The 26,975-nt window shown below is 66.8% G+C and carries 23 protein-coding genes; 17 read left to right on the top strand and 6 right to left on the bottom strand.

The features are described from left to right. The first annotated feature begins 31 nt into the window (after positions 1-31). The gene (gene hrpB / locus FBY30_RS17990; protein WP_142133949.1) at positions 32-2,668 is read left to right on the top strand and encodes an ATP-dependent helicase HrpB; all 2,637 of its coding nucleotides are present in this window, start codon (positions 32-34) and stop codon (positions 2,666-2,668) included. A 17-nt stretch (positions 2,669-2,685) separates the two neighbouring features. Here the strand turns inward: hrpB and FBY30_RS17985 are convergent, their stop codons facing one another. Then, positions 2,686-3,363, bottom strand: coding sequence for an alpha/beta hydrolase family protein (locus FBY30_RS17985; protein WP_142133948.1), 678 nt, complete (start codon positions 3,361-3,363; stop codon positions 2,686-2,688). A gap of 68 nt (positions 3,364-3,431) precedes the next feature. Here FBY30_RS17985 and ligD point away from each other — a divergent pair, with 68 nt between their 5' ends. Continuing rightward, a complete protein-coding gene (gene ligD / locus FBY30_RS17980; protein WP_200830716.1) occupies positions 3,432-4,454 on the top strand; it encodes a non-homologous end-joining DNA ligase in 1,023 nt (340 codons plus the stop codon). 117 nt (positions 4,455-4,571) lie between these two features. Here ligD and FBY30_RS17975 read toward each other — a convergent pair whose 3' ends face one another. Next, the gene (locus FBY30_RS17975) at positions 4,572-5,192 is read right to left on the bottom strand and encodes an L-threonylcarbamoyladenylate synthase (RefSeq protein ID WP_142133947.1); all 621 of its coding nucleotides are present in this window, start codon (positions 5,190-5,192) and stop codon (positions 4,572-4,574) included. A gap of 105 nt (positions 5,193-5,297) precedes the next feature. On the opposite strand from FBY30_RS17975, the gene FBY30_RS17970 reads away from it, so the two are divergent. The 8 genes from FBY30_RS17970 to FBY30_RS17935 all read left to right on the top strand — a co-directional run bounded on the left by FBY30_RS17970 (position 5,298) and on the right by FBY30_RS17935 (position 12,118). Continuing rightward, positions 5,298-7,301, top strand: a complete 2,004-nt coding sequence (locus FBY30_RS17970) for a DUF4118 domain-containing protein (RefSeq protein ID WP_235009485.1) — start codon at positions 5,298-5,300, stop codon at positions 7,299-7,301. Then, on the top strand, positions 7,298-8,014 hold the full coding sequence (locus FBY30_RS17965; protein WP_142133945.1) for a response regulator: 717 nt from the start codon (positions 7,298-7,300) through the stop codon (positions 8,012-8,014). The genes FBY30_RS17970 and FBY30_RS17965 overlap by 4 nt, the downstream gene beginning before the upstream one ends. A gap of 111 nt (positions 8,015-8,125) precedes the next feature. Then, positions 8,126-8,557 carry a VOC family protein gene (locus tag FBY30_RS17960; RefSeq protein ID WP_142133944.1) on the top strand — a complete coding sequence of 144 codons (432 nt, stop codon included), beginning with the start codon at positions 8,126-8,128 and terminating at the stop codon, positions 8,555-8,557. A 91-nt stretch (positions 8,558-8,648) separates the two neighbouring features. Further along, positions 8,649-9,323: a hypothetical protein gene (locus FBY30_RS17955; protein ID WP_200830715.1), complete on the top strand. Its 675-nt coding sequence runs from the start codon at positions 8,649-8,651 to the stop codon at positions 9,321-9,323. A gap of 15 nt (positions 9,324-9,338) precedes the next feature. Next, positions 9,339-9,845, top strand: coding sequence for an HAD domain-containing protein (locus FBY30_RS17950; RefSeq protein WP_142133942.1), 507 nt, complete (start codon positions 9,339-9,341; stop codon positions 9,843-9,845). Between the two features lie 152 nt (positions 9,846-9,997). Next, entirely contained in the window at positions 9,998-11,257 is a 1,260-nt protein-coding gene (locus FBY30_RS17945; RefSeq protein WP_142133941.1) for an inorganic phosphate transporter, read from the top strand. Then, positions 11,254-11,475: a hypothetical protein gene (locus FBY30_RS17940; protein ID WP_142133940.1), complete on the top strand. Its 222-nt coding sequence runs from the start codon at positions 11,254-11,256 to the stop codon at positions 11,473-11,475. Before FBY30_RS17945 ends, FBY30_RS17940 begins: the two co-directional genes overlap by 4 nt. An 82-nt stretch (positions 11,476-11,557) precedes the next feature. Next, positions 11,558-12,118, top strand: coding sequence for a dihydrofolate reductase family protein (locus FBY30_RS17935; RefSeq protein ID WP_142133939.1), 561 nt, complete (start codon positions 11,558-11,560; stop codon positions 12,116-12,118). Between the two features lie 24 nt (positions 12,119-12,142). Here FBY30_RS17935 and FBY30_RS17930 read toward each other — a convergent pair whose 3' ends face one another. Beyond that, positions 12,143-12,607, bottom strand: coding sequence for a hotdog fold thioesterase (locus FBY30_RS17930; RefSeq protein WP_142133938.1), 465 nt, complete (start codon positions 12,605-12,607; stop codon positions 12,143-12,145). Between the two features lie 217 nt (positions 12,608-12,824). Between FBY30_RS17930 and polA the strand changes: the two genes are divergently transcribed. The 3 genes from polA to rpsA all read left to right on the top strand — a co-directional run bounded on the left by polA (position 12,825) and on the right by rpsA (position 18,555). Beyond that, positions 12,825-15,467: a DNA polymerase I gene (polA, locus tag FBY30_RS17925; RefSeq protein WP_235009574.1), complete on the top strand. Its 2,643-nt coding sequence runs from the start codon at positions 12,825-12,827 to the stop codon at positions 15,465-15,467. Positions 15,468-15,544: 77 nt separating this feature from the next. Further along, positions 15,545-16,840 carry a GNAT family N-acetyltransferase gene (locus FBY30_RS17920; protein ID WP_142133936.1) on the top strand — a complete coding sequence of 432 codons (1,296 nt, stop codon included), beginning with the start codon at positions 15,545-15,547 and terminating at the stop codon, positions 16,838-16,840. A gap of 239 nt (positions 16,841-17,079) precedes the next feature. Next, positions 17,080-18,555, top strand: a complete 1,476-nt coding sequence (gene rpsA, locus FBY30_RS17915) for a 30S ribosomal protein S1 (protein WP_142133935.1) — start codon at positions 17,080-17,082, stop codon at positions 18,553-18,555. Positions 18,556-18,690: 135 nt separating this feature from the next. On the opposite strand, the gene FBY30_RS17910 is transcribed toward rpsA, so the two are convergent. Then, the gene (locus FBY30_RS17910; protein WP_142133934.1) at positions 18,691-19,188 is read right to left on the bottom strand and encodes a GNAT family N-acetyltransferase; all 498 of its coding nucleotides are present in this window, start codon (positions 19,186-19,188) and stop codon (positions 18,691-18,693) included. Then, entirely contained in the window at positions 19,172-19,882 is a 711-nt protein-coding gene (locus FBY30_RS17905; protein ID WP_235009484.1) for an IMPACT family protein, read from the bottom strand. The genes FBY30_RS17910 and FBY30_RS17905 overlap by 17 nt, the downstream gene beginning before the upstream one ends. Before the next feature lie 76 nt (positions 19,883-19,958). On the opposite strand from FBY30_RS17905, the gene FBY30_RS17900 reads away from it, so the two are divergent. The 3 genes from FBY30_RS17900 (at position 19,959) to uvrB (ending at position 24,072) form a co-directional block, all read left to right on the top strand. After that, positions 19,959-20,594, top strand: coding sequence for an SRPBCC family protein (locus FBY30_RS17900; protein ID WP_142133933.1), 636 nt, complete (start codon positions 19,959-19,961; stop codon positions 20,592-20,594). Between the two features lie 59 nt (positions 20,595-20,653). Beyond that, positions 20,654-21,868: a dephospho-CoA kinase gene (gene coaE, locus FBY30_RS17895; protein ID WP_142133932.1), complete on the top strand. Its 1,215-nt coding sequence runs from the start codon at positions 20,654-20,656 to the stop codon at positions 21,866-21,868. An 80-nt stretch (positions 21,869-21,948) separates the two neighbouring features. Beyond that, the gene (gene uvrB, locus FBY30_RS17890) at positions 21,949-24,072 is read left to right on the top strand and encodes an excinuclease ABC subunit UvrB (protein ID WP_142133931.1); all 2,124 of its coding nucleotides are present in this window, start codon (positions 21,949-21,951) and stop codon (positions 24,070-24,072) included. A gap of 116 nt (positions 24,073-24,188) precedes the next feature. Here the strand turns inward: uvrB and FBY30_RS17885 are convergent, their stop codons facing one another. Next, a complete protein-coding gene (locus tag FBY30_RS17885) occupies positions 24,189-25,511 on the bottom strand; it encodes an ABC transporter substrate-binding protein (protein ID WP_235009483.1) in 1,323 nt (440 codons plus the stop codon). Positions 25,512-25,841: 330 nt separating this feature from the next. Here FBY30_RS17885 and FBY30_RS17880 point away from each other — a divergent pair, with 330 nt between their 5' ends. Next, a complete protein-coding gene (locus tag FBY30_RS17880) occupies positions 25,842-26,870 on the top strand; it encodes a TerC family protein (protein ID WP_142133930.1) in 1,029 nt (342 codons plus the stop codon). Positions 26,871-26,975 lie beyond the last annotated feature (105 nt).

The following is a 26,975-nucleotide window of genomic DNA, read 5'->3' as shown; positions in this document are numbered from 1 at the left end:
GGGGCCCACGCCGTCAGGGCAGAATGGACGGATGACTCCACCTGAGGGCTCCCTGACTGCCGACGCTTTCGACCTTGCGGCCATCGGCGCCGGGCTCGCCTTCGAAGCTTCCCTTCCCGCGTTGCGAAGCGCGCTGCAAAGCGGCGGTTCGCCGGGCGCCGCCGTAGTGCAGGCGCCGCCCGGAACAGGCAAGACCACGCTCGTCCCGCCGCTGATGGCGAATCTGTACGGCCGCCACGGGCGCATCGTCGTCACCCAACCGAGGCGCGTTGCCGCCCGGGCCGCCGCCCGCCGCCTCGCCGTTTTGGACGGAAGGGGACCGGAAGCCGGCGGGAAGGGCAGCCGCGTGGGCTACACCGTCCGCGGGGAACGCCATGCAGGCCCCGGCACCCGGGTCGAATTTGTCACCCCGGGCATCCTGCTGCACCGCCTGCTGGCCGATCCCGGGCTGGACGGGACCGCCGCCGTCGTCCTGGACGAGGTGCACGAACGCGGGCTGGAGACGGACCTCCTGGTGGGCATGCTCGCGGAGGTCCGGACGCTCCGGGGCGACCTGGCCGTCGTCGCCATGTCCGCAACGCTGGACGCGCCAAGGTTCGCCGCGCTGCTGGGGGATCCCGACGGCGGCGGTCCGGCACGCGTCGTCGACTGTCCTTCTGTCAACCATCCCTTGGAGGTCCAGTGGCTCCCGGCGCCGACCGCGCGCCTGGACGCCAGGGGAGTAAGCCGCGCCTTCCTGGACCACGTGGCCGCGGCAGCGGCGGACGCCCACGCCCGCGCCCTTGCCGCTGACCAGTCGATTGACGCCCTGGTGTTCCTTCCTGGTGCCAGGGAAGTCTCCCACGTGGCTGCACTGCTCCGTACCCGGACGGGCCGCACCGTGGAGGTCCTCGAACTCCACGGCCAGGTGGGCGCAGCGGAGCAGGACAGGGCGGTGTCGGGGCGCGGTCCCGGAGATCCGCCGCGCATCATCGTCTCCACCGATCTTGCCGAGTCCTCCCTTACGGTGCCCGGCGTCCGGCTGGTCATCGACTCCGGGCTGGCGCGTGAACCGCGGCGCGACTCGGGCCGGGGCATGAGCGGGCTGGTGACAGTTTCCTGCTCCCGCGCATCCGCCGACCAGCGTGCGGGCCGTGCCGCCCGGCAAGGGCCGGGAACCGTGGTCCGCTGTTACTCCCAGCAGGCGTACGGGGCGGCCCCCGCCCACGTGACGCCGGAAATTAGTGTGGCAGACCTGACCGGCGCCGCCCTCACCCTCGCCTGCTGGGGAGCGCCGGGCGGTAAGGGACTCACCCTGCCGGACGCGCCGCCACGGCTGGCGATGGAGGACGCCATCGAGGTGCTCCGCGAGCTCGGCGCCGTGTCCGACGACGGCCACGTGACGAAGGCCGGACGAGCGCTTGCCGGAATACCCGCCGATCCCCGGCTGGCCCGGGCATTGCTCGACGGCGGTGCCTCCCTTGGCCCGCAGCTCGCCGCAGAGGTGGTGGCCGCGCTTTCCGGGGACCAGCGTGCCCCGGGCGCAGACCTGCCCCGCCTCGTGTCCCAGCTCCGCGCCGACCCGGGCCCGGCCGGTCGCCGCTGGGCAGAAGAGGCCAAACGCCTGGCCGGGCTGGCACGGCGGCAAAAGACCGCTGCCGCGGCGGGCCCCGCCATACCTGCCACCGGAGGGGAAGCTGTGGGCGCCGTCGTCGCCCTCGCCTATCCGGACCGGGTGGCCCGACGCGTGCCCGGCAGCGGGGGTGCGGGGCAGTACCTGCTGACCTCCGGCACCCGGGCGGGCCTGCCCGTTGGCAGCAGCCTGTCCGGGGAGGAATGGCTGGCCGTGGCGGAAGTGTCCCGGGCGGAAGGCCGCGACGCTGCCGGCACCGGCGCCGTGATCCGCGCCGCTGCACCGCTCCCGGCCACGGTGGCCGAATGGGCGGCTTCGCACCTGTTGGCCGACACGGTGGATGCGGAATTCTCCGGCGGCCGGGTGAGCGCACGCAGGACCAGGCGGCTGGGTGCCATCGTGCTGTCCGCCACGCCCGTCCGGCCCACGGCTGAGCAGGGCAGGAAGGCCGTGGCGGCGGCGCTGCAGTCCGGGGGGCTCACGGCGCTGGCATGGTCGACGGCGGCATCCTCCTTCCGGCGCCGGCTCGCCTTTCTGCATCGTGGGTTGGGAGAGCCCTGGCCCGACGTGTCGGACGCTGCGCTGCTGGCGCGGGTGGAAGACTGGCTGGGGCCGGAGCTGGAGGAGCTCGCTGCCGGCAAGCCGGTCACTTCCCTTGACCTGGCCCAGCCCCTGCGCCGCCTGCTGCCGTGGCCCGAAGCCGCACGGCTGGACGAGCTTGCGCCGGAAGCCCTTGAGGTGCCCAGCGGCTCCAGGATCCGGATTGACTACCCTGAGCCCGGTGCTGGCGCTGCTGCGCCCGTGGTGGCGGTAAAACTGCAGGAGTGCTTTGGCCTGGCAGAGTCCCCGAGGCTGCTGGGAGGCCGGGTCCCCGTGCTGTTCCACCTGCTTTCGCCGGCCCGCCGCCCCCTCGCCGTCACCGGTGACCTCACGTCATTCTGGTCGGGACCGTACGGCCAGGTACGTGCGGAAATGCGGGGCCGCTACCCCAAGCACCCCTGGCCGGAGGATCCTTGGTCTGCCGCGGCCACCGCGCGAACCAAACAGCGTAAATAGCTGCAAGCCCAGGACGCTCAGGAGTGCCTGGCAATGAAGTCGGCGACAGGGGCGCCCAGGGATGCCCCCACCTCGTCGGCAGGGCGCTTCCTGCCTCCCACCGCGAACGAATGGTCGCCGCCTTCCACCCACTGCAGGACGGCATTGGGCCCGATCCGGGACACGACGTCCGCGAGGATGTCAGCGGTGGCAAAGGTGTCCCGTGTTCCCTGCAGGAACAGCATGGGCGTGGACAGCCCGTACAGGTGTTCGTCCCGGAGCTTCTCCGGTTTCCCCGGAGCGTGCAGGGGGTAGCCCAGGTACACCAGGCCTCCTGTCTCCATGCCCTCGGCAACGGCCATGGACGCCATCCGTCCACCGAACGACTTGCCGGCCACCCACACGGGCCCGCGGTCAGCATGGGCCGCAGCCTGGGCTCGGGCAGTGTCCATGGCTGCCCGCCAGGTTGCGATGGCCAAGGGAGGGCGGTCGGGAAATTTCCGCCCTGCCTCGCGGTAAGGGAAGTTGAACCGCAGGGTGGCCAGGCCGTGGCTGTTCAAGGCATCGGTGAAGCCGCGAAGGAACGGGTGCTCCATGCCGGCGCCAGCGCCGTGTGCCACCACCACGGTAGCCGTGGGATTCGCGGGGCGGGCATAAATGGCGGAAAAGGTGGCGTCACCTGCGGTGATGGTGAGCTGCTGTTCGGTTGCTGGCATGGGTCCATCATGCCGGAGCCCTGCCGGATGTGCCGGTCCCTGCCTGCGCCGGGGTGTACGTTGTCCCCATGGCGAGTGAACAGACCACCATTACTGTCCCAGGTCCCAACGGCGAGCGCGAGATGCGGATTTCCAGCCCCAGCCGGGTCCTCTGGCCGGACCTGGGCCTGACCAAGCTGGACCTGGTCAACTACATCTGCGATGTGGGGGAGGCGTTCATCGCCGCCAACGGGGACCGGCCCGTCTCACTCCAGCGGTATTCGGGCAACATCGACGGCGAGATGTTCTTTTCCAAGAACCCGCCCAAGGGCACGCCGGACTTCATCCGCTCCGTCAAAGTGGTCTACCCCAGTGCCCGGTCCCACCCCCAATTGGTGTTCGATGAGCCTGCCGCCGCGGTCTGGGCCGTCCAGATGAACACCGTGGTGTTCCACCCCTGGCCTTCGCGCGCCGAAAACACGGACAACCCGGACCAGTTGCGCATCGACCTCGACCCTCAGCCCGGCACCGACTTCGACGACGCCGTCCCCGCCGCCATGGTGCTGAAGGAGGTGCTGGCCGAGGCGGGGCTCACCTGCTTCATTAAAACCTCAGGGAACCGCGGACTCCACGTTTACGCTCCTATCGAACCCGTCCGCGAGTTCCTGGACGTCCGGCACGCGGTGATCGCCGCTGCGCGGGAAGTGGAGCGCCGCATCCCGGACAAAGTGACCACCGCCTGGTGGAAGGAAGAGCGGGGCCGGCGCGTGTTCCTGGACTTCAACCAGGCCAACCGCGACCGCACCATCGCCGGCGCCTACAGCCCCCGGGCGCTGCCGCATGCCCCCGTGTCCTGCCCCATCACCTGGGACGAACTGGAACACGCCGACCCGAAGAACTTCACCATCCTCACCGTCCCCGAGCGGCTGAAGACGGTGGGCGATCCCTGGGCGGACTTCGGCGCCCGGCCCGGCACCATTGACACGCTGCTCCAGTGGTGGGACCGCGACTGCAAGGCTGGCCTGGGCGAGATGCCCTTCCCGCCGGACTACCCCAAGATGCCGGGCGAACCGCCGCGGGTCCAACCCAGCAGGGCACGCAAGCAGGACTAGGCCGCACACCCCCTAAAGGGGCACTTTGGCACAGACACGCCGGCCGCCGTCGTACTGGACGACGGCGGCCGGCGGCAAAGTGCCCCGCGACGGCTCGCTGCGGCACTCCCGGGCCTGTTATTCAAACCGGGACGGATCGCCCATGCCGCGTCGGACAACCTCTGCCACCCCGCTGGAGAAGTCCACCACGGTGGTGGGCTCGGCGCCGCAGTCCCCGGCATCAATCACGGCATCCACCTGGTGGTCCAGCCGCTCCTTGATCTCCCAGCCCACGGTCAGCGGTTCCTCCTCATCCGGCAGCAGCAACGTGCTCGACAGCAACGGCTCGCCCAGTTCGGCCAGCAGAGCCTGCACCACCCGGTTGTCCGGGATGCGCACACCCACAGTCTTCTTCTTTGGGTGCAGCAGCCGCTTGGGGACCTCCTTGGTGGCAGGCAGGATGAACGTGTAGCTGCCCGGCGTGACGGCCTTGATGCTGCGGAATACGTCATTGCTGATGTTTACGAACTGCCCCAGCTGGGCGAAGTCCCGGCAGACCAGCGTGAAATGGTGCTTGTCGTCCAGGTGCCGGATGCTCCTGATCCGGTCCAGGGCCTCCCGGTTTCCCATCTGCGCGCCCAAGGCGTAGCAGGAGTCGGTGGGGTAGGCGATCAGGCCGCCGTCACGGATGATCTTCACTGCCTGGGCAATGGCGCGGGGCTGCGGGTCATGGGGGTGGACATCAAAGAATCGGGCCATGCCCCGAGCCTACGTTCCCGCGGGCCGGGGCGCACGCATCGTTCGCCGCCGGCTGGGGCGGGGGCGGCACGCACCCGCGGTACCAATGGTGGGAGAATGTGCGTCATGGCTAGGGAACGGATCGTCATAGGCCTCAACGGCAGCGGCGACGGAGACCTCCTGGTGCACCGCGCCGCCAAGCTCCTCGAGCGGGCGGGCGGTGGTGACGTCCTTGCAGTCCACGTCCGGACACCGTCCGGCGCGCAGGGTGAATCGCCGCACGCGCTGGAGTCCCAGCGGCGGCTTGTGGCCGGGATGGCCGGCAACTATCACGCGCTTTCGTCCGCCGACGTCGCCGGAGCCCTGCTCGAGTACGCCCGTGCGCATAATGCCACACGCATCCTGGTGGGACAGAGCCGCAACCGGTTTGCAGTGCTGTCCGGCGGCAGCGTTGAAGCCCAGGTGGTACGCGGTGCCGGGGACATCGACGTCCAGGTGGTGCCCCGGCCGGTGGTGTCCCGGGCAATGTCGGCGAGGGGTGCCGGGCAGCGGACCGCACTGGGGCGGCGCAGGGTGATGATCGGGTTTGCGCTCGCTGCCGCTCTTCCGGCCGGGCTGCAACTGCTGCTGGGAGTCTTTGACCACAGTGTGGCCACGGCCGCACTGCTCCAGTTGGCCGGCGCGGTGGCCATCGCCCTGGTGGGGGGCCTCTGGCCGGCGGTGGCGGGAGCCCTCTGGAGCAGCGTGCTGGTCAACTACTTTTCCACACCGCCGCTGCGGGACCTTGCCATCCACGATCCGCAGGACATCCTGTCGCTGGCCGTGTTCGCCGGCGTGGCCGTCGCGGTGGCAGGGGTGGTGGACCGCTCGGCCCGGCGGTCAAAGGAGGCCGCCACGGCACGGGCGGAAGCCGCCACCCTGGCCGATCTGGCCCTTGCAGCATCCCGGGACGAGGACAACCTGACGGGGCTTTTGGCGGAGGCGCTGAGCGTTTTCGGTGCTACAGGCGCTGCTGTCCTGGCCCGGCCGGGCGCCGAATCCGGTGCAGGCAACGGTTCCGGAGGGAGCGGTGATGCTGCGGACACCGCCACGAAGCACGACGCCGGAGCGGACCTTGGTCCGGGCGGCTGGCAGGTTCTTGCCGCGGCCGGGAGCGCAGTGGGCCGGCTGGGCGCGCCACTTGGCGGACCCCTTGGCGCCGGGGCTCCTGGAACCACCGTCGAGCAGGTGGATGAGGAGACCACGCTGGTGCTGCTGGGCCGGGACGTTCCGCCGTCCGGGCGCAGGCTGCTGGCCGCTTTCGCGGTCCACGTCAAAGCCCAGCTCGAGCGCCGCCAGCTGGCAGCCACCCGGACCGAAATGCTGCGCCTCGCCGAGGGGAACGCCATGCGCACGGCCATCCTCCGGGCAGTGTCACACGACCTCCGCACGCCCCTGGCCGGTATCAAGCTGGCTGCCGGCGGGCTCCTGCAAAACGGCGTCTCCTATACCGCGGCGGAGCAGCGTGACCTGCTGGAGACCATCGATGCCTGCACGGACCGGCTGGACCTGTTGGTGGCCAACCTCCTGGACATGTCGCGGATCACCGCGCAATCGGTGGAACCCCTGCTGGGCCCGGTCCGCTGGTCCGAGGCCGTTGAGGCGGCGCTGCGGGGCCTGCCCCAAGGAGCCGTGCGGATCGCGCTGCCCGCCAACATGCCCGCGGTGGATGCCGATCCCGGCCTGCTGGAGAGGGCGGTGGCCAACATCCTTGAGAACGCGCTGAAGTATGCCGCCGGGACGGCTGTGGCGGTGACGGGCGGTGCCGGCGGCAGTGTCCTGGACGGCCATCCCTGCGGGGAGTTGCAGATCATTGACCACGGTCCCGGCGTTCCGGCCCGCAAAGTGGTGGAGATGTTCCAACCGTTCCAGCGGCTCGGCGACACCTCCCCGTCCACGGGGATTGGGCTGGGACTTTCGGTGGCGCAGGGCTTCGTCCAGTCGATGCGGGGAACGCTCACCGCCAAGGAAACCCCGGGCGGCGGCCTGACCATGGTGATCCGCCTGCCTCTCTCCACCGGCGTACCGGCAGGTGTCCCCGCCGGTGGCAGCACCGACGCTGCCCACGCAGGTGCCGGGGTGCTGCCATGAGGGGGAACGATGCCGGCACTCCCGGCAGCGGCCAGGCCAAGGCCCGGGTGCTGGTCATTGACGATGATCCGCACCTGTTGAAGGCACTCCGGATCACGCTCGCCGCGCACGGCTACGCCGTGGAGACGGCCGGGGACGGCGCTTCCGCGCTGGCGGCCGCCTCCCGGCTGGCGCCGGACCTGCTGGTCCTGGATCTGGGCCTGCCCGACATGGACGGGACCGAGGTGCTGCGGAACCTGCGCCGCTGGAGCGCTGCGCCCGTCCTGGTCCTGTCCGCCCGGCATGGCTCACCGGACAAGGTGGGTGCCCTGGATGCCGGCGCCGACGACTACATCACCAAGCCCTTCGGCCTGGATGAGCTGCTGGCGCGGCTGCGTGCCCTGCTGCGGAGGGTGCCCCAAGCCGAAACACACCCCCTGGTCAGCTCTGCCGGCTTTACCGTTGACCTCCTGGCGAGGCAGGTCCTGCGTTCCGGGCAGCCGGTGAGGCTCACCCCCACGGAGTGGAACATCCTGGAAATCCTGGTCCGCAACCCGTCCCGGCTCATCTCGCAGCAGCAGTTGCTGGCCGATGTCTGGGGCCCGTCCTACGGCAAGGAAGCCAACTACCTCCGCGTCTATATGGCCCAGTTGAGAAGAAAGCTGGAGGACGATCCCGGCAACCCCCGCCACCTGCTGACCGAAGCCGGCGCGGGCTACCGCTTCGTACCGTGAACCCTGGTATCAATAGGGGAGCGTTCCGTTGCCGGGCGCCGGATGGGGCAGGATGTTGTCTGCCCCAGTTCCGGCCGACGCGGTTCCGGCCCCTGAGAAGGAGACCCTGCCATGCCAACAGTCCTTAACCCCTACCTGAGCTTCCGCGATAATGCCCGCGAGGCCATGAACTTCTATCAATCCGTGTTCGGCGGCGAACTTTCGCTCAGCACCTTTGGCGACTTCCAGGCCAGCGACGATCCCGGGGAAGCGGAGAAGATCATGCACGCCATGCTGGTCACCACCCAGGGCCTGGTGCTCATGGGCGCCGATACTCCCAACAGCATGCAGTACCACCCTGGCTCCTCCATATCCATTTCGCTGAGTGGTGACGATGAGGTTGAGCTTCGCGGCTACTACCAGAAGCTCAGCGCCGACGGAGGAGCAGTGACCGTTCCCATGGAAAGGGCTCCATGGGGCGATGTCTTTGGCATGTGCACCGACCGGTTCGGTGTCTCCTGGCTGGTCAATGTCAATGCCGCCCCGGTAACTCCGGCCCCCTGACCTCCGTGCGCCTGCCGGCCGGCTGAGCGATCTTCCCTTGCTTCTTGAGGCCGGGCCCCCGGACTGCGAGGATTAAGGGGTGAGGCCCGTCATGGAGTTCTTGTCCGACAAATGGTGGATGGTGTTTCCGCTGATGGCATTCGCCGGCCGCTGGGCAAGCGGCTGGCGCGGAGCAGGCGAACGCCGGCACCGGCGCCGGGTTGAACTGTACACGCTAAGGAACCAGGCGCTGGAGGCCGAAGAAGCGTCCGTGGCGGAGGTGCAGGCGCTGATGAATACCCATGACGCCACCAACCGGCGCTGGCTCGAATACGAGCTGGACGTGGGCAAGCTTATCGATTTCCCCATGATGACCGACGTCCGCGAACCCCTCACGGTGGCCTTCCTCCGCGCCAAGCGGGAAGCGGACGGCCAACGGCCCGCCTCCGCCGAAGACCTCCGGTCGGCGGCCGGCCTTGACGTGTACCGGCAGGCGGTCAACAATTTCGCGGTGGCGCTTGACGTGGCCGAGCGCGAAGCCCGGCGCGTCAGGGACAGCAAGTTCAGTGGGCCCGAACGCGAACGGCTGGCCACCGCACGGCAACTGCTGATGATCGCCGAGAACGACGCTGCCACTCCAGCCGAACGGCAGGCCGCCTACAAGCGGGCACGTCGTGAACTGGACGGCCTCATTGTCCTGCCCGACGTCACCGTGGCGGCCCTCGAAGAGAAGATCGCGCCGGAGCTGGATGCCGGGCCGCGGCCGCCCCAGTTCCACCAGGGCTGAACTGCTCGGTGCAGTGTGGGGCGCACGCTCTATTTGGATGTGGACGGTGTGGTCTGTCCGTTCGGCCCGGAGGGGGCCACCGCTTGGGGTTCGGCATGGCGGCGCGCCGACGCCGGATTGCTGCCCGTCGCCTTCGCTGCCGAACTCGTGGCCGGGCTCAACACCCTGGCCCGGACGCCCGGGCTGCGATGTGTCTGGCTCACCAGCTGGGAGGAACTGGCCCCGCAATACCTGTGTCCCGCCGTCGGACTTGCTGGCCGGAACTGGCCGTACCTCGCCGCAGACGGGGCCGCCGGCGGGAGCGGCTGGTGGAAGCTCCGGGCCATCCAGGCGGATGTCGAAAAAACGTGCCCGGAAGCGGTGGCATGGGTGGATGACCAGCTGGCCTTCGAGGCCGAAGCGCAGCAGTGGGTCCGGATCCTTGGCCGGCGCATCCTGGCGGTCTCGCCGCATCCCCGGCGCGGAATAACGCCTCCGGAACTGGAGCGGCTCCGGTCTTTCCTGCTCCAACCCGTGTTTTGACCTCATGCCCGGGACGCGTACGATCGATAGGGTTTCCCGCCGGTTGTGCCAGCGCCGCAAGTCATTCCACGCAAACAGCTGGTGAACTATGCTGTGCAAGGCAGCCTGGTAAGTGAAACTGCTGAACGTCGACTCTGCAGATTGGGCAACAGGTGGATATCACCTTCATGGTGGCGCTGGTCATCGCACTGGCACTATTTTTCGACTTCACGAACGGCTTCCACGACACCGCTAATGCCATGGCAACGCCCATCGCGACAGGTGCCATCAAGCCCAAGACCGCGGTGGCCCTGGCAGCGGTCCTGAACCTCGTGGGCGCATTCCTTTCCACCGAGGTCGCCAAGACGATCTCCGGCGGCATCATCAGGGAGGGGTCCGGCGGCGTCCAGATCACCCCGGACATCATCTTCGCCGGGCTCATGGGAGCCGTCCTGTGGAACATGATCACCTGGCTCAAGGGCCTGCCGTCCAGCTCGTCCCACGCGCTGTTCGGCGGCCTTATCGGCGCAGCGGTCGTCGGCGCGGGATTCAACTCCGTCAACCTTGAAACCCTGCTCCAGAAGGTCATCCTTCCGGCTGTTTTCGCCCCGGTCATTGCCGGCCTTGCCGCCTATGTCTGCACGCGCCTGGCCTACGCGCTGACTTCCCGCCACGACCCCGAGACGGGCACCAAGCTCACCCAGAAGCGTGGCGGCTTCCGCACCGGCCAGGTCTTCACCTCCAGCCTGGTGGCCCTGGCCCACGGCACCAATGACGCCCAGAAGACCATGGGCATCATCACCCTGGTCCTGATCGCCGCCGGAACCCAGGCCCCCGGCTCCGGCCCCCAGCTCTGGGTCATTGCTTCGTGCGCCATGGCCATCGCCATCGGAACCTATGCGGGCGGCTGGCGCATCATCCGAACCATGGGTTCGGGCCTGACCGAGGTCAAGCCCGCCCAGGGCTTCGCGGCCGAGACCAGCACCGCGTCCGCCATCCTCGCGTCCTCGCACCTCGGTTTCGCCCTTTCCACCACGCAGGTGGCCTCGGGCTCCGTGATCGGCTCCGGAATGGGCCGCCGCGGGACCACGGTCCGCTGGAACATGGTTGGCAAGATCGCGCTGGGCTGGCTCTTCACACTCCCGGCCGCGGGCGTCGTCGGCGCCCTGACCGCCCTCCTGGTGAAAACCGGCGCTGTGGGCGTCCTCATCGCCGCCATCGCAGGCAGCGCGGCTGTCCTGTTCATGTTCTTCTACTCACGCAAGTCCTCCGTGAGCCACCAGAACGCCGTCGAGGTGGAGGAAGCAGGCCAGGCCGTCCGGTTTGCAAAGAAGAAGGCCCGGGCGGAAGCCAAAGCAAAAGCCAAGGCCGCCGCAAAGGCCAGGGCAGAAGCAAGAGCAACAGCAAACAACCGCAAGGAGACTCAACGATGAAGTGGTTGGAACTCCTGACCGTTGCAGGCGCCACCCTCGTGTCCGCGGCCATTGTGGTGACCCTCTACTCGCTTGGGGTCCGGTTCACGGCCATTGCCGCTGACGCCGAGCAGGCGTCCCCCGGCGTCAAGCGCTCCTTCGCCTACGTATGCTTCGGGCTGTGCGGTGTGGCAGTCCTCTTCGGGCTGTACCTGATCATCCCGTACTTCACCAAGTAGCCGCCCCTTTCCACGCAGCACCGCCGGCGGATGCCCAAGCCTGCTGATTGGCGGGTTGGCCCCCGCTCGTTAGGCTGGGCCCATGCCACGCATCCAGTACTTTGTTGCCGCATCCCTGGACGGCTTCATCGCCACCGCCACGGACGACCTGGGCTGGCTGTTGCAGTTCGACGGTTTCGAAGGCGGAGCGGAAAGCTACAACGACTTCATGTCGGGTGTGGGCTGCATCGTCATGGGCGGGGAAACGTTCGCCTGGTTGATGGAGCACGAGCCGGGCAAGTGGCCGTACACCGGCACGCCCAGCTACGTGTTCACCCACCACGAATACCGTGCCCCGGAGGGCGCGGACATCACTTTTGTGCGCGGGGACGTTCAGGAATTCATTCCGGACTTCCGGCGCGACGCCGGGGACAGGAACATCTGGGTGGTGGGCGGCGGCAACCTCGCGGCCCAGTTTGCTGACGCCGGACTGCTGGATGAGATCATCCTCTCCGTCATTCCGGTGGTCCTGGGCGCAGGGAAGCGGCTGTTGCCGATGAAGGGCCCGACGCCGGCACTGGAGTTGGCTGCCTCCCGCACCCTGGGCAGGGGAATCGTCGAGCTGCGCTACCTGCTGCCCGCTGCATCCGGCCCGCAAGGCTGAGGTAAGCCTCGGGGCGGGCCTGGCTCAGCCGGCGTTGTCCCTGAGCATGTTCGTGATCCGGGCCGTTGAAAGGCGGCGCCCCTGGCCGTCGGTCATGACCACCTCGTGCGTGGTCAGGGTACGCCCCAAGTGGATCGCGCTGCAGGTGCCGGTCACCAGGCCACCGGCGATGGACCGGTGGTGCGTGGCGCTGACTTCGATGCCCACCGCGTGGCGGTCCGGACCGGCGTGCATTCCCGCCGCGAAGGAGCCAAGGGTTTCTGCCAGCACCACGTGCGCGCCGCCGTGCAGGATTCCCGCCACCTGCGTGTTGCCCTCCACAGGCATGGTGGCAACCGTGCGTTCCGGGCTCATCTCCAGGAAATGGATCCCCATCTTCACCACCAATGCGCCGACGCCGAACCTGCCCAGCCAGCCATGCATGTGGTCGGGAATGCCGGCGGCTGCCAGCTCTTCGGCGAAAGCGCCCGGCGTGAAATTGTCTGTCATGGCAACTAGGCTGGCACCTGTGAGTGAAACAACCAAACCGGCTCCTTTCCCGTCCCCGGCCATCGATGAGGGGGCTGCCGCCCAGCCCCGCTCCGCCGCCCCAAAGCCTGCTGCCAAGAGCGCCGCCCCCGCTGCCGGAGGGTCTGTTTCAGCTACCGAAGCGCCCGTCATTCCCATTACCGACCAGCCGCGGCTGCTGGTGCTTGACGGCCACTCCATGGCGTTCCGTGCCTTCTTCGCCCTGCCGGCGGACAAGTTCTCCACCTCCAACGGCCAGCACACCAATGCCATCCACGGCTTCACCTCAATGCTGATCAACCTCATCAAGGAGCAGCAGCCCACCCATATCGCAGTGGCGTTCGACGTCTCCGACGAATCCACCCACCGGAAGACCGAGTACAGCGAATACAAGGGCGGCCGGAACGAAACTCCCCGCGAGATGAGCGGCCAGATCGACCTCATCGCCCAGGTCATGGAGGCCTGGGGCATCAAGACGATCAAGATGCCCGGCTACGAGGCCGACGACATCCTGGCCACTCTTGCTGCCATGGGGGAAAGGGCGGGTTTCGAAGTGCTGCTTGTCTCGGGTGACCGGGACGCCTTCCAGCTGATCACGGACAACGTTTTCGTGCTGTACCCGCGGAAGGGCGTCAGTGACATCCCCCGGATGGACGCCGCAGCCATCGAAGCGAAGTACTTCGTCAGCCCGTCCCGCTACTCCGACCTCGCAGCGCTCGTGGGGGAGACGGCGGACAACCTCCCGGGCGTGCCAGGCGTCGGCCCCAAGACGGCGGCCAAGTGGATCAACCAGTACGGCGGCCTGGAAGGCGTCCTGGAACACCTCGACTCCATTGGCGGGAAGGTGGGTGACGCCCTCCGGGAGAACATCGAGAACGTCAAGCGCAACCGGCGGCTGAACCAACTCCACACCGACCTCAACCTCCCCGTCACTCTGGAGGACCTCCACCAGCCCCGCCCTGACCAGGCGGCCATGGAGGACCTCTTCGACCAGCTTGAGTTCAAGGCCATCCGCGGCCGCCTTTTCGCCCTGTATGGTGACGCGGACGCCCCCGCTGCCGAACGCGAGAGCATCGACACCCCTGACTACACGGTTCCTGCCGATGCCGCTGAGCTGGCCGCCTTCCTGGCTGCAGGGGCAGGGCAGCGTTCCGCCCTCGCCGTCGACCTCGTCCCGGGCCGCATCGGCGAGGACGCCGCTGCGGTGGCCATCGTCCGTGGCGACGCCGCGGTCTACGTCGACCTGTCAGGCCAGGACGCGGAGACCGAGAACGTGCTCGCGGCATGGCTGCGCGATCCCGAAGCGCCCAAGGTCATGCACGGCTTCAAGGCCGCGCTCAAGGCGCTGACGGCCCGCGGCCTGGAGCTGGAAGGCGTGGTGGACGACACCTCCATTTCCGGCTACCTCATACAGCCCGACCGCCGCACCTACGAACTCGCCGAGCTCGCCCAGCACCACCTCAATGTGGGCATTCCCGCGGCCACGGCCAAAGCGGGGCAGCTGGAGCTGTCCTTCGACGGCGAAGACACCGCCGCCGCCGATTCCCTGGTCCAGGCAGGTGCGGTCGTGCTGGCCCTGAGCCGCTACTTCGAGGACGAACTCAAGAGCCGCAAGGGAGAGGAACTGCTGTCCACCCTTGAGCTGCCGGTCAGCCGCGTCCTGGCGGACATGGAACTCGCGGGCATCGCCATCGACATGGACAAGATGGACGATCAACTCGCCGATCTGGCCCGTGTGATCGACCAGGCCCAGGATCAGGCCTTCGCCGCCATTGGGCACGAGGTGAACCTGGGCTCGCCCAAACAGCTGCAGACCGTCCTGTTCGAGGAACTGCAGCTGCCAAAGACCAAGAAGATCAAGTCCGGCTACACCACGGACGCCGCGTCGCTGAAGAACCTCCTGGAAAAGACCGGCCACGAGTTCCTGGTCCAGCTCATGGCGCACCGTGAGGCCGCCAAGCTGCGGCAGATGATCGAGTCGCTGAAGAAATCCGTGGCGGAGGACGGCCGCATCCACACCACCTACGCGCAAAACGTGGCCGCCACGGGCCGGATCTCATCCAACAACCCCAACCTGCAGAACATCCCCATCCGCAGTGAGGAAGGCCGGCGGGTCCGCGGCATCTTCGTCGTCAGCGACGGCTACGAATGCCTCCTGTCCGCCGACTACTCGCAGATCGAGATGCGCATCATGGCCCACCTCTCCGGAGACGCGGGGCTGATCCAGGCGTACAAGGACGGCGAGGACCTGCACCGGTTCGTCGGCTCCAACATCTTCCACGTTCCCACGGACCAGGTCACCAGCGCCATGCGCTCCAAGGTCAAGGCCATGTCCTACGGTCTTGCCTACGGATTGACCTCCTTCGGCCTGTCCAAGCAGCTCGAAATTTCCGTTGATGAGGCCCGCACCCTCATGAAGGACTACTTCGACCGCTTCGGCGCCGTCCGCGATTACCTCCGGGGCGTGGTGGACCAGGCCAGGGTGGATGGGTACACGGCCACCATCGAGGGACGCCGCCGCTACCTGCCGGACCTCACCAGCACCGACCGGCAATTGCGTGAGAATGCTGAACGCATCGCACTGAACAGCCCCATCCAGGGCTCTGCCGCGGACATCATCAAGCGCGCCATGCTGGGAGTCCACGCCGAACTGCAGGCCCAGGGGCTGAAGTCCCGCATGCTGCTCCAGGTCCATGACGAACTGGTCCTTGAGGTGGCTGCGGGGGAGCGGGCTGCCGTGGAGAAACTGGTGACCGAGCAGATGGCTGCCGCGGCCGACCTCAGCGTTCCCCTGGAAGTCCAGATCGGCGTCGGACCCAGCTGGTACGACGCCGGCCACTAGGTCCGCCGCGGGCGCTGCGGAGATGCCGCAGCGTTTTTGCTGGTCAGGCGCCGGATCCATTGGCTAGGCTCGGGTAAATGGGTGATCTGAGCGGAAACTATGAAATCCGGCGCTTTCCTGCTGTTTCCAAAGGCAAGGACGGGTACGCCGAAGCCGAGGCCTGGGGGAGGGCGGTAGGTTTCGGTTTCCACGATTCCACCCGCACCCCCGAGCACGTGGCGCAGTCCATGGCCACCTACGAGGCCGATGGCAGGATTTTTACCGGCGCCTACCAGACCGGAACGCCGGCGCAGCACTCGCTCCCGGCCGAGGTGCCCGTGGCCACCTTCGGGACGTTGCGGAAAACCCTCAACATCGGTTTTGGCAGGATGCTCGAGGCCCAGATGGTCACGGCGGTCACCGTGCGGACCTCGCACCGCCGGCGCGGCCTGCTGCGCCGCATGATGACCGGGGACCTGCAGGCAGCCAAGGATGACGGCATCGCGGTGGCCGCCCTGACCGCCTCCGAGGGAAGCATTTACGGGCGCTTCGGTTACGGCGTGGCCAGCCTGGAGCGGACTGTGAAGGTGGACACCACGGCCCGGTTCAACCTGCACCACCAGGCTACGGGGACCGTGGAGGTGGCGGACCCCAAAGTCCTGCTCGACGTTGCCCCCAAAGTCTTCGACCGCGTTCATCGCCACACCCCGGGCTCCCTCGGGCGCCAGGAGTGGTACCGGCTCCTGGCATCGGGGACGCTGGGCCGTGATGGCAAGGAGGACCCGGCCATCAAGGCGGCGCTGCACTACGGCGCGGACGGCGGCGTGGACGGCTACGTCTCCTACAAGTTCGCCGGCTGGGACACCACGCCCGCCACGGTGGAGGTGGTTGACCTGGTTGCCGCAACCGACCACGCCTACCTCGAACTTTGGCAGTACCTCGCGGCCATCGACCTCGTGGAACGGGTGTCCTGGAACGAGGCCCCCGTGGATGATCCCCTGGCCTGGGCGCTGGCGGACCCGCGCTGCATCGACGCGTCGGACAGCCGCGACATGCTTTGGCTCCGCATCCTGGACGTCCCGCAGGCGCTGGCCGCCCGGCACTACCCTGCGGACGGACGGCTGGTCCTCGAGGTGGCGGACCCGCTTGGCCTCACCGCTGGAACCTTTGCCCTCAACGTCCAAGGCGGCCAGGGCGTCGTCGAACGCGTATCAGCGGGGAAAGCCGACCTGAGACTGGACGTCTCGGCACTGTCCTCCATCTACCTCGGCGGGATCAGCCCCGTCACCCTGAAGGCGGCAGGCGCGGTCTGCGAGGCAACTTCGGGTGCAGCCTTCAAAGCGCAGCAGATGTTCGCGGTGGAGCGGCCCACGCACTGCCTGACGCACTTCTAGGCGCCCGCCCCTGCCTCGCTCCCGCTTTGACCCGCGTTGCCGGCAGCGACTAGAATAAACGGGCGTGTACCACGTGCACGCACTTGCTGCTCCCCAGGGGCGGCATTGAAAAGCAATCCACAAATCAGGATGACCCGGAGGATCCGTTCGGATTCACCGCGAATCGCGCCTGCGTTCCATGACGCGGGCGCGCTGGTTTTGCCTGACCGACTAACTATCCACAACGGAGCCCCTACTACATGACCATCACCTCCACCGAGAAGCCCGGTACCCCGCAGGTCGCCATTAACGACATCGGTACCGCTGAGGACTTCCTCGCAGCTGTCGACGCCACCATCAAGTACTTCAACGACGGAGATCTCGTCGAAGGTACCGTCGTCAAGGTCGACCGCGATGAAGTCCTGCTCGACATCGGTTACAAGACCGAAGGTGTCATCCCCTCCCGCGAGCTGTCCATCAAGCACGACGTTGACCCTGGGGACGTTGTCTCCGTTGGCGATCAGGTCGAAGCCCTGGTGCTCACCAAGGAAGACAAAGAAGGCCGTCTGATCCTCTCCAAGAAGCGTGCTCAGTACGAGCGTGCCTGGGGCGACATCGAGAAGGTCAAGGAAGAAGACGGCGTCGTCACCGGTACCGTCATCGAGGTTGTCAAGGGTGGTCTTATCCTCGACATCGGCCTGCGCGGCTTCCTGCCCGCATCCCTGGTCGAGATGCGCCGCGTGCGCGACCTGGCTCCGTACATCGGCCAGCAGATCGAAGCCAAGATCATCGAACTGGACAAGAACCGCAACAACGTGGTCCTGTCCCGCCGTGCATGGCTCGAGCAGACCCAGTCCGAGGTCCGCTCCACCTTCCTCAACAAGCTGGAAAAGGGCCAGGTCCGTCCCGGCGTCGTTTCCTCCATCGTCAACTTCGGTGCCTTCGTGGACCTGGGCGGCGTAGACGGCCTGGTTCACGTTTCCGAGCTGTCCTGGAAGCACATCGACCACCCGTCCGAGGTTGTCGAAGTTGGCCAGGAAGTCACCGTCGAGGTCCTCGAGGTCGACCTGGACCGCGAGCGCGTCTCCCTGTCGCTCAAGGCTACGCAGGAAGATCCGTGGCAGACCTTCGCCCGCACCCACGCCCTGGGCCAGGTTGTTCCGGGTAAGGTCACCAAGCTGGTTCCGTTCGGTGCGTTCGTCCGCGTCGAAGACGGCATCGAAGGCCTGGTCCACATCTCCGAACTCGCCGTGCGCCACGTCGAACTGGCCGAGCAGGTTGTCTCCGTTGGCGACGAACTGTTCGTCAAGGTCATCGACATCGACCTGGAACGCCGCCGCATCTCGCTGTCCCTCAAGCAGGCCAACGAGGGCGTCGACGCCGACAGCACCGAATTCGATCCCGCCCTGTACGGCATGGCCGCAGAGTACGACGAAGAGGGCAACTACAAGTACCCCGAGGGCTTCGACCCCGAGTCCAACGAATGGCTCGAGGGCTACGAGAACCAGCGCGCAGCTTGGGAGCAGCAGTACGCTGACGCCCAGGCCCGTTGGGAAGCACACAAGAAGCAGGTTGCCCAGCACGCTGCCGACGACGCTGCAGCTGCAACGTCCGGTGACAGCGATTCCGGCGCTACCAGCTACTCCTCCGAGCCTGCTGCCACCGATTCCGGTGCCGGCACCCTGGCCTCGGACGAGGCACTTGCTGCCCTGCGTGAGAAGCTGACCGGCAACTAATTGCCGCCGGCCCGGACTTCCGGGCTGACAGCGACAGACCCCCTGCCCACAAGGCAGGGGGTCTGTTGGTTTAAGGCGCTGGGCACTGCAGGAAATGCGTCAGTCACCCCGCAAGGTATTTCCGGCGTGCCGGCGCTAGAGCTCGACGACGGCCAGGACAGTGCCGTCATCGTGCGTCAGTTCCGCCCCGGCGGCCGCCAACAGCCGCTGCGCGCCCTTGTTTCCCACGAGGGTGCGGGCAGTGACGCGTTTCAGGCCCGCCCGCCGGGCTTCCGCCAGCACCAGGTCCAGGGCGGCGCTGCCGACACCCCGGGAACGGAAGCTGCGGCCAAGCCAGATGCCGGTTTCCGCCGACGGGATGCCGGCCTCAGGGTCGCGCTTGAGGCGCACGGCACCGGCAATGTGGCCGCCGCTGAAGACAGCCCAGGACTTTTCCGCCGCGGGGCCGTCCAGTCCGCCGGCCGCAGCGCGATGGTAGCTGAAGAACCAGGCGGTCCGCTCGAGGTTCCAGCCGGGGCCGCCCAGCGGTGGCGCCACCTCATCGGGCGAGGCGTCACGCTTGGCCAGCTCGAGCAGTTGGTCCGCCATTTCCCGGTCAATGTCCACGAGGGTCACGTCAGCCGAGGGGTTCATCCACCCATTCCGTTCCGCCGGGAGTCAGCGTGGCCGACCCTGCCGTGAGCTGCAGGATGCGGTCGGACGCGGCAGCGATGGCGTCAGCGTCGTCGGACACGGCAACCCGCAGCACGGTATGCCGGTCCTGGTAGGTAGTGTGCGCCATGACCATGCCGGCGGCCCGCAGTTCATTTTCGAGCCGCCCTGCTGCTGCGTGCGGCACTGCAGTGGAACAAATGCGCCGCCGGCTGCGCCTGACCAGCGGTGCACGCTCCAGGGACGCCGAAACTGATTCAGAGTATGCCCGCACCAGCCCGCCTGCCCCGAGCAGGACCCCGCCAAAGTAACGCACGACGACGGCACTGACGTCGCTGAGGTCCGTCACCCCGGGAGCGGTTTCCCTCTTCAGGAGGGCTTCGAGCATGGGGGTGCCGGCGGTACCCGCAGGTTCGCCGTCATCGCTGGACCGCTGGACAGTCCGGTCGGGGCCAATGACAAACGCGGAGCAATGGTGGCGGGCATCATGGAACTCGCGGCGCAGGCCTGCCACCAGGTCGCGGGCTTCGTCCTCGGTGCCGGTCCGGCGGAGCACGGTGATGAACCTGGAACGCTTGACCTCGAGCTCGTGCCGGTAGTCCGGCCCCGCTGCCAGGGTGGTGTAGGTAGTGGCCCGGCTGTCCGTGTCCTGTGGTGGGTCCGCCGGGTTCAACACCGCTTCAGTCTAGTGGAGAAGCACGTTGGGGCTAACGGCCCATGACAGCGCAGGCGGCCGCCTGGAAAATCGACCCATGTCACGAAAATTCCGGCAGCTTGCCGCCCCGGCAGCGGCGCTGGCAGGGGCGGCGGCATCGGCTGCCTGGTTCCGGAGGCACTACCTGCGCTGGGGTGCAACTGACGCCGAGACCGTCGGCACCCTTCCCGGCGACGAATTCCTGCCCAACCCCCACCTGCAGGCCACACGTGCGGTCACCGTCAGGGCACCGGCCGAGGCTGTATGGCCCTGGCTGGCACAAATGGGCCAGGGCCGGGGCGGTTTCTACAGTTACGACTTCCTGGAGAACCTCCTGGGCCTCGACATCCACAGCACCGACCGGATCCACCACGAGTGGCAGGACATCCAGGCGGGGGACCATGTCCATCTGGCCCCCGCGGCGTCCTCGGACCTGCAGGTGGCCCGCGTTGACACTGGAAGCGCCCTGGTCTTCCGCGTTCCACCCGACTCACCTCCGGGGCCGTTCGACTTCACCTGGGCCTTCGTGCTGCGGCCGCTGCCCGACGGCACCACCCGGCTGCTGGTGCGGGAGCGGTATGCCTACCGTCGATGGTGGACAGTCTGCATGGTCGAAGCCGTGCAGGTGGCAAGCTTCATCATGTCCCGGCGGATGCTCCAGGGAATCAGAATCCGCGCCGAGGGACAAGCGTAATCGCAGGCGGGGGAGGCGGGGCCCCCGGGGGTCCGGAAGGCGTGCCCTAGGGTGGGAGGGTGCTGAAGATCGGATTGACAGGCGGAATCGCCTCTGGGAAATCGGTGGTGGCTGCGCGTTTGAAGGAACGCGGCGCAGTGTTGGTGGACGCGGATGCCCTGGCCCGTGAGGTGGTTGAGCCCGGGACCGAGGGCCTGGAGCGCATCGTCGCGGAGTTTGGCGCAGGGATGCTCGACGGCGAGGGACGGCTCAACCGGCCCCGGCTCGGCGAGGCGGTGTTCGGCAACCCGGAACGGCTGGCTGCGTTGAACGCCATCGTCCATCCCCTGGTGCGTGCCCGTGCGGCGGCCATCACGGCGGCCGCCGCCGCTGACGCGGTGGTAGTCCAGGACATTCCCCTTCTGGTGGAGACCGGGCAGGGCGCTGCCTTCCACCTGGTCGTCGTAGTGGACGCCCCCGACGATGTGCGGCTGCACCGCATGCAGGAGTTGCGGGGAATGACCGCGGAGGCCGCGCTGTCCCGCATGGCCGCCCAGGCCACCAGGGAGGAACGGCTGGCCGCCGCCGACGCCGTCCTTGACAACTCAGGAACCGTGCAGCAGCTGCTGGACCAGGTGGACGGGCTCTGGGACGGGCGCCTGCTGCCGTTCGCCCACTACCTGGCAGAAGGGAAACGCGCACCGCGGCGAGGGGGAGCGGTGTTGGAGCCGCACCGCGCAGGGTGGGCGCAGGAGGCAGGCAGGATTGCAGCGCGGATTGCTGCGGCCGCGCCGGACCTCATCCTGGCGGTGGACCATATCGGATCCACCTCAGTGCCCGGCCTGGCCGCCAAGGATGTCATCGACCTGCAGGTGGCAGTGCCGGATCTCGAAGCTGCGGAAAGGCTTGCCCCGCTGCTTGCTGCGGCAGGCTTTCCAGCCGTCCGGGGAGTGGAGGCCGACACCCCGAAGCCCGGCGATCCTGACCGGTCGGCATGGTTGAAGCGCTTCCACGCCAACGCTGACCCATGCCGTGCCGTCAACGTCCATGTCCGTGCGGCCGGTTCGGCAGGCTGGCGTTACGCCCTGATGTTCCGGGACTGGCTGCGGAACGACCCCTCCGCGCTGAAGCTCTACGCCGAGCACAAGGCGGACCTGGCAGCACGGTACGCCGGTTCGCCCACCACCAGGGCCTACGCCGACGCCAAGGAACCCTGGTTCACGGACGAAGCCTGGCCGCGGATGTCCGCGTGGGCTGAGGCAACCGGGTGGGAACCGCCGTCGTACGCGTCCTGACGCCGGGCCGCGCACGGGCGGTTGTTCGCCGGTAACGGACGTGGCAGTCCACTGTCAGTGCCCGGTTGTAAATTAGAACCATGAGCCTTGCGCAGGAAGTCAACCGTGTTGTAGCGCCCTTCGAAGTCATCAGCGAATTCCAGCCTGCGGGCGATCAGCCGGCCGCCATCGCGGAGCTGACGGAGCGCATCAACAACGGCGAGAAGGACGTGGTGCTGCTGGGCGCCACGGGTACCGGTAAGAGCGCCACCACTGCCTGGCTGATCGAGCAGGTGCAGCGCCCCACCCTGGTGATGGTGCAGAACAAGACCCTCGCCGCGCAGCTGGCCAACGAGTTCCGCGAACTCCTGCCCAACAACGCGGTGGAATACTTCGTCTCCTACTATGACTACTACCAGCCCGAGGCCTACGTGGCCCAGACGGACACCTTCATCGAGAAGGACTCCTCCATCAACGAGGAAGTCGAACGGCTCCGGCACTCGGCCACCAACGCGCTGCTGACCCGCCGCGATGTGGTTGTGGTGGCCACTGTCTCCTGCATCTACGGCCTGGGTACCCCGGAGGAATACATCGCCGGAATGGTTACCCTGCGAAAGGGCGCCGAGATGAACCGGGACGACCTCCTCCGGAAATTCGTCTCCATGCAGTACTCCCGCAACGACATGGACTTCCACCGTGGAACGTTCCGGGTCCGCGGCGATACCGTGGAAATCATTCCCATGTATGAGGAACTGGCCATCCGGATCGAGTTCTTTGGCGACGAGATAGAGAACATCCACACCCTTCACCCGCTCACGGGCGAGGTTATCCGCGACGAAGAGGAGATGTACGTGTTCCCGGCGTCGCACTACGTGGCCGGACCGGAGCGGATGGCGCGGGCCATCAAGCGCATCGAGGATGAACTGGCCGACCGGCTGAAGGTGCTGGAAAGCCAGAACAAGCTGGTGGAAGCACAACGGCTGCGCATGCGCACCACGTACGACCTCGAAATGATGCAGCAGATGGGCTTCTGCAACGGCATCGAGAACTATTCGTCCCATATTGACGGGCGCGGGCCGGGCACCGCCCCCCATTGCCTGCTGGACTACTTCCCGGACGACTTCCTGCTGGTGGTGGACGAGTCACACGTGACCATTCCCCAGATCGGGGCCATGTACGAAGGCGACATGTCGCGGAAGCGGAACCTGGTGGACTTCGGGTTCCGGCTGCCGTCGGCCATGGACAACCGGCCGCTGAAGTGGGACGAGTTCCTGGAACGGGTGGGCCAGACGGTCTACCTTTCGGCCACGCCCGGTAAATACGAGTTGGGCAAGGCAGACGGGTTCGTCCAGCAGATCATCCGGCCCACCGGGCTTGTTGATCCGGAGATAGTGGTCAAGCCCACCAAGGGCCAGATCGATGACCTGCTCGGTGAAATCAAGACGAGGGTGGAGAAGGACGAGCGGGTCCTGGTGACCACCCTGACCAAACGTATGGCCGAGGACCTCACGGACTACCTGCTGGGCCACGGCGTCAAGGTGGAATACCTGCACTCGGATGTGGATACCTTGCGGCGCGTGGAGCTGCTGCGCGAACTCCGCATGGGGTCCTTTGACGTCCTGGTGGGCATCAACCTGCTTCGTGAAGGACTCGACCTTCCAGAGGTATCCCTGGTCAGCATCCTGGATGCGGACAAGGAAGGCTTCCTGCGGTCATCCACGTCGCTCATTCAGACCATCGGGCGCGCCGCCCGCAACGTGTCCGGCGAGGTGCATATGTACGCGGACCGCATTACCGACTCCATGGCCAACGCCATCGACGAGACCAACCGGCGGCGGGCCATCCAGGTGGCCTACAACAAGGAACACGGCGTGGACCCGCAGCCGCTGCGGAAGAAGATCGCCGACATCACTGACCAACTGGCCAAGGAAGACGCCGACACCGATGCGCTGTTGAACAGCTTCGACTACGGCAAGGGCAAGCGCGGTATCACCGGGGCAACCAAGCCGGGTGCGAAGGGGGCCAAGAAGGGTGCGGCCATCGTCCGGGCGGACGGCCTGGCTGCGGCTCCGGCCGAGGACCTGGTGGGCCTGATCGCGCAGCTGACGGAACAAATGCACGGAGCGGCTGCCGACCTGCAGTTTGAGGTGGCGGCCCGGATCCGCGACGAGGTCAGCGAACTGAAGAAGGAGTTGCGCCAGATGCAGGCCGCAGGGCACGCCTAGGCCCGGGATCGCCCTCCAGCTGCGGCGTGGTTTCTGGGCAACTGCTTCACCGGAAACGGCGGGCACCCCGCCAGGGGATGCCCGCCGTTTTCGCTGTCTGAGCCGGTCCCGGGGGCCTACTTCTTCCTGGCCGAGTCGATCATGTCCTTTGCTTCCTGCATGAGGCCCTTGGCCGCGTCCGAAGGTGACCTGCGGTCAAAAAGGACGTCGCTGCTGTACCGCTGGATCAGTGCCTGCACCCCGGAGGAACCGGTGGGAGGTACGGGAGGAACGCCCTTCAGATCCGGCTTGATGTCCTTGAGGAACGCCGCGGCTGCCTTGTCAGCGGGCGTCAGCTGCGGGTCGATCGCTGTCTGGACCTCGGAGTTGGTGGGGAAGCCGCGCTCCGTCAGGATGGTCTTGGCCGCGTCCAGGTTGTTGAGCAGGTAGTTGACCACCTCGGAGGCTTCCTTCGGATGCTTGCTGCGCGAGGAAACGGACCAGAACATGGACGGCTTGTAGGACATGCCATTGTCCTTGGCGCTGCCGGTGGAGCTGGGCGCGCGCAGGATCTTTACCTCACTCTTCAGTGCGGACTGGAGCGCATTGACCTGGTTGGTCCACCACCACGACATGGCGGTCTTGCCGGTGGCAAAGAGAGTTTGCTCGACCGGAGCGCTGATGTCCTCCGTTGCGATGTTGGCAGGAGCGGCCGCTCCCTTGTTGCGCAGGTTCAGCACGTTCTCGAAGAAGGACGTGGCGGTGCCTTCCTTGAAGCCGAGGCCGCCGTCCGCGGAGTACAGCGACTCGCCGTGCTGCATGGCCCACGTGTTGAGGTCGGAGTCGGTGAGTGAGTAGGAACTGCCGTAGTTGGTCTGGCCGGCTTTGGTTGCCGCGGCAGCGATCTGGGCGGCCGTTTTGGTGTAGTCGTCCCAGGTCCAGGTCTTGTCGTCCGGGATGGGCACCCCGTAGTCCTGGAACATCCTGGTGTTGATCATCACGGCCTTGGCGTTCTGGCCCGTGCTCAAGCCGTACTGCTTGCCGTCCACCTGGCCGGACTTCAGGGCGTCCTGGTCAATCTTGGAGGTGTCGATGTTGCCCTGCTTCGACAGGTCCAGCAGTGCTCCGCGGCCGCCGTACTCAGCGATGTAGGCCTGGTCCATCTGGATCACGTCGGGGGAATCGTTGGCGGCGGTGGTGGTGGCCAGTTTGTCCCAGTAGCTGCTCCAGACGCCTGGCTCGGCCTGGATCTTGATGTTGGGGTGCGAGGCCTGGAAGGCATCGATGACCTGCTGCGTCTCTTTGTTCCGCAGGTCGTTGCCCCACCATGTGAAGCGGACGGTGACGTTGCCGCCGCTGTCGCTGGATGAAGCGGGGGAGCAGCCGGTAGCGAGCAGTGCCACCGTGGCTGCGGTGGCGAGGGCCTTGGCCACCATGCCAGTGCGAAGCGGAGTCTTCATTGACCAACCTTGACTTTCTGGACGAATACTAGGTCGAAGTGAGAAAGCGTTTTCTCACTGCGGACGATTATTACAAGCCCCGCAGGGTGGGTCAATAGTTTGCGGGAAACCGTTATCCGAACCGCTTGAGGCCGCTCGCCGGGGGCATCCGGCCAGTACGTGCTGGGGTACAGTTAAAGGCACGTAGGGGAGTATCCCAAGCGCTACGATCGTCAACACGCAGGGCACAGTTGCCCCGCCGGGCGTAGCGGGCCGCCACATCAGCACCAAGTGCACGGGCAGGCCGGAGAGACTTACACCATTTTTGTGTACCCTGCGAAAGGCTGCCCTGTGCTCGACTTGCCTGTATGGTTCGAGGTTGGCTCATTTGCCGTCCTCGGCCTGATTCTCCTGATCGATCTCCTCCTGGTGGTGCGGCGGCCGCACGAGCCGTCCATGAAGGAGGCCGGATTGTGGGTGGCCTTCTACGTCACGTTGGCCCTGGCCTTCGCCGGCGCCATGTTCGCTTTCACCGGCCCCGAGTTCGGCAGCCAGTTCGTTGCCGGCTGGGTCACGGAGTACAGCCTCAGCATCGATAACCTTTTCGTGTTCATCATCATCATGGCCAGGTTCTCCGTGCCCCGGAAATACCAACAGGAAGTGCTGATGGTGGGCATCATCATCGCGCTCATCCTGCGCGGCATCTTCATCCTGCTGGGTGCCGTGGTCATCAACCAGTTCAGCTGGGTGTTCTACATCTTCGGCGCCTTCCTGCTCTGGACGGCGTGGAAGCAGGCCCAGGACGAGGGCGAAGAGGAAGAAGACCGTGAAAATCCGCTGATTGCCAAGATCCGCAAGGTCATTCCCATGTCGGAGAAGTTCGACGGCGGCAAGCTGCGGACGGTGGTCAACGGCAAGAAGGTGTTCACTCCAATGGTGATCGTCTTCATTACGATCGGCCTGACGGACCTGCTGTTTGCCGTGGACTCCATCCCGGCAATCTTCGGCCTGACCCAGAGCCCCTTCATCGTCTTCACCGCCAACCTCTTTGCGTTGATGGGCCTGCGGCAGCTGTACTTCCTCCTCGGCGGCCTGATGAACCGGCTGATCTACCTCAAGCACGCGCTGTCCGTCATCCTTGCATTCATCGGCGTCAAGCTGGTCCTGCACGCCATGCATGTCAACGAACTGCCGTTCATCAACGGTGGGCACCACATCGAGTGGGCGCCGGAGATCCCCACCTTCGTATCGCTTGCCGTCATTGTGGGCACCATCATTATTGCCGTGGCGGCGAGCCTGCTCAGCTCCAAGGCGCAGGTTGCCGAAGTTGACCCCCGGCTTGAAGAAGACGCCCGCAAGAGCCACAGCGACGCCGAATAGGCCCGCGCCGCGCGACGCAATCACGGTAGTCCCGGCCGCCTGCGCGGCCGGGACTACCCGTTTTAAACATTGGTGGAAACGGCGACCCAAACCCCCTACAGAGCA

Origin of the sequence: Arthrobacter sp. SLBN-83 (genome assembly GCF_006715285.1) — a bacterium.
Taxonomy (GTDB): Bacteria; Actinomycetota; Actinomycetes; order Actinomycetales; family Micrococcaceae; genus Arthrobacter.
Note: the sequence above shows the minus strand (reverse complement) of the source record. Positions and strands in the feature narration are given on the sequence as shown.

What these genes read in the sequence shown, in the direction of transcription:
- FBY30_RS17910 (WP_142133934.1), bottom strand. Translation starts at nt 19,188, where the DNA reads ATGAACCCCTCGGCTGACGTGACCCTCGTGGACATTGACCGGGAAATG.
- FBY30_RS17930 (WP_142133938.1), bottom strand. Translation starts at nt 12,607, where the DNA reads ATGACAGACAATTTCACGCCGGGCGCTTTCGCCGAAGAGCTGGCAGCC.
- hrpB (WP_142133949.1), top strand. Translation starts at nt 32, where the DNA reads ATGACTCCACCTGAGGGCTCCCTGACTGCCGACGCTTTCGACCTTGCG.
- FBY30_RS17970 (WP_235009485.1), top strand. Translation starts at nt 5,298, where the DNA reads ATGGCTAGGGAACGGATCGTCATAGGCCTCAACGGCAGCGGCGACGGA.
- FBY30_RS17965 (WP_142133945.1), top strand. Translation starts at nt 7,298, where the DNA reads ATGAGGGGGAACGATGCCGGCACTCCCGGCAGCGGCCAGGCCAAGGCC.
- FBY30_RS17920 (WP_142133936.1), top strand. Translation starts at nt 15,545, where the DNA reads ATGGGTGATCTGAGCGGAAACTATGAAATCCGGCGCTTTCCTGCTGTT.
- uvrB (WP_142133931.1), top strand. Translation starts at nt 21,949, where the DNA reads ATGAGCCTTGCGCAGGAAGTCAACCGTGTTGTAGCGCCCTTCGAAGTC.
- FBY30_RS17940 (WP_142133940.1), top strand. Translation starts at nt 11,254, where the DNA reads ATGAAGTGGTTGGAACTCCTGACCGTTGCAGGCGCCACCCTCGTGTCC.
- ligD (WP_200830716.1), top strand. Translation starts at nt 3,432, where the DNA reads ATGGCGAGTGAACAGACCACCATTACTGTCCCAGGTCCCAACGGCGAG.
- FBY30_RS17885 (WP_235009483.1), bottom strand. Translation starts at nt 25,511, where the DNA reads ATGAAGACTCCGCTTCGCACTGGCATGGTGGCCAAGGCCCTCGCCACC.
- FBY30_RS17935 (WP_142133939.1), top strand. Translation starts at nt 11,558, where the DNA reads ATGCCACGCATCCAGTACTTTGTTGCCGCATCCCTGGACGGCTTCATC.
- FBY30_RS17960 (WP_142133944.1), top strand. Translation starts at nt 8,126, where the DNA reads ATGCCAACAGTCCTTAACCCCTACCTGAGCTTCCGCGATAATGCCCGC.
- polA (WP_235009574.1), top strand. Translation starts at nt 12,825, where the DNA reads ATGGCGTTCCGTGCCTTCTTCGCCCTGCCGGCGGACAAGTTCTCCACC.
- rpsA (WP_142133935.1), top strand. Translation starts at nt 17,080, where the DNA reads ATGACCATCACCTCCACCGAGAAGCCCGGTACCCCGCAGGTCGCCATT.
- FBY30_RS17955 (WP_200830715.1), top strand. Translation starts at nt 8,649, where the DNA reads ATGGAGTTCTTGTCCGACAAATGGTGGATGGTGTTTCCGCTGATGGCA.
- FBY30_RS17975 (WP_142133947.1), bottom strand. Translation starts at nt 5,192, where the DNA reads ATGGCCCGATTCTTTGATGTCCACCCCCATGACCCGCAGCCCCGCGCC.
- FBY30_RS17900 (WP_142133933.1), top strand. Translation starts at nt 19,959, where the DNA reads ATGTCACGAAAATTCCGGCAGCTTGCCGCCCCGGCAGCGGCGCTGGCA.
- FBY30_RS17985 (WP_142133948.1), bottom strand. Translation starts at nt 3,363, where the DNA reads ATGCCAGCAACCGAACAGCAGCTCACCATCACCGCAGGTGACGCCACC.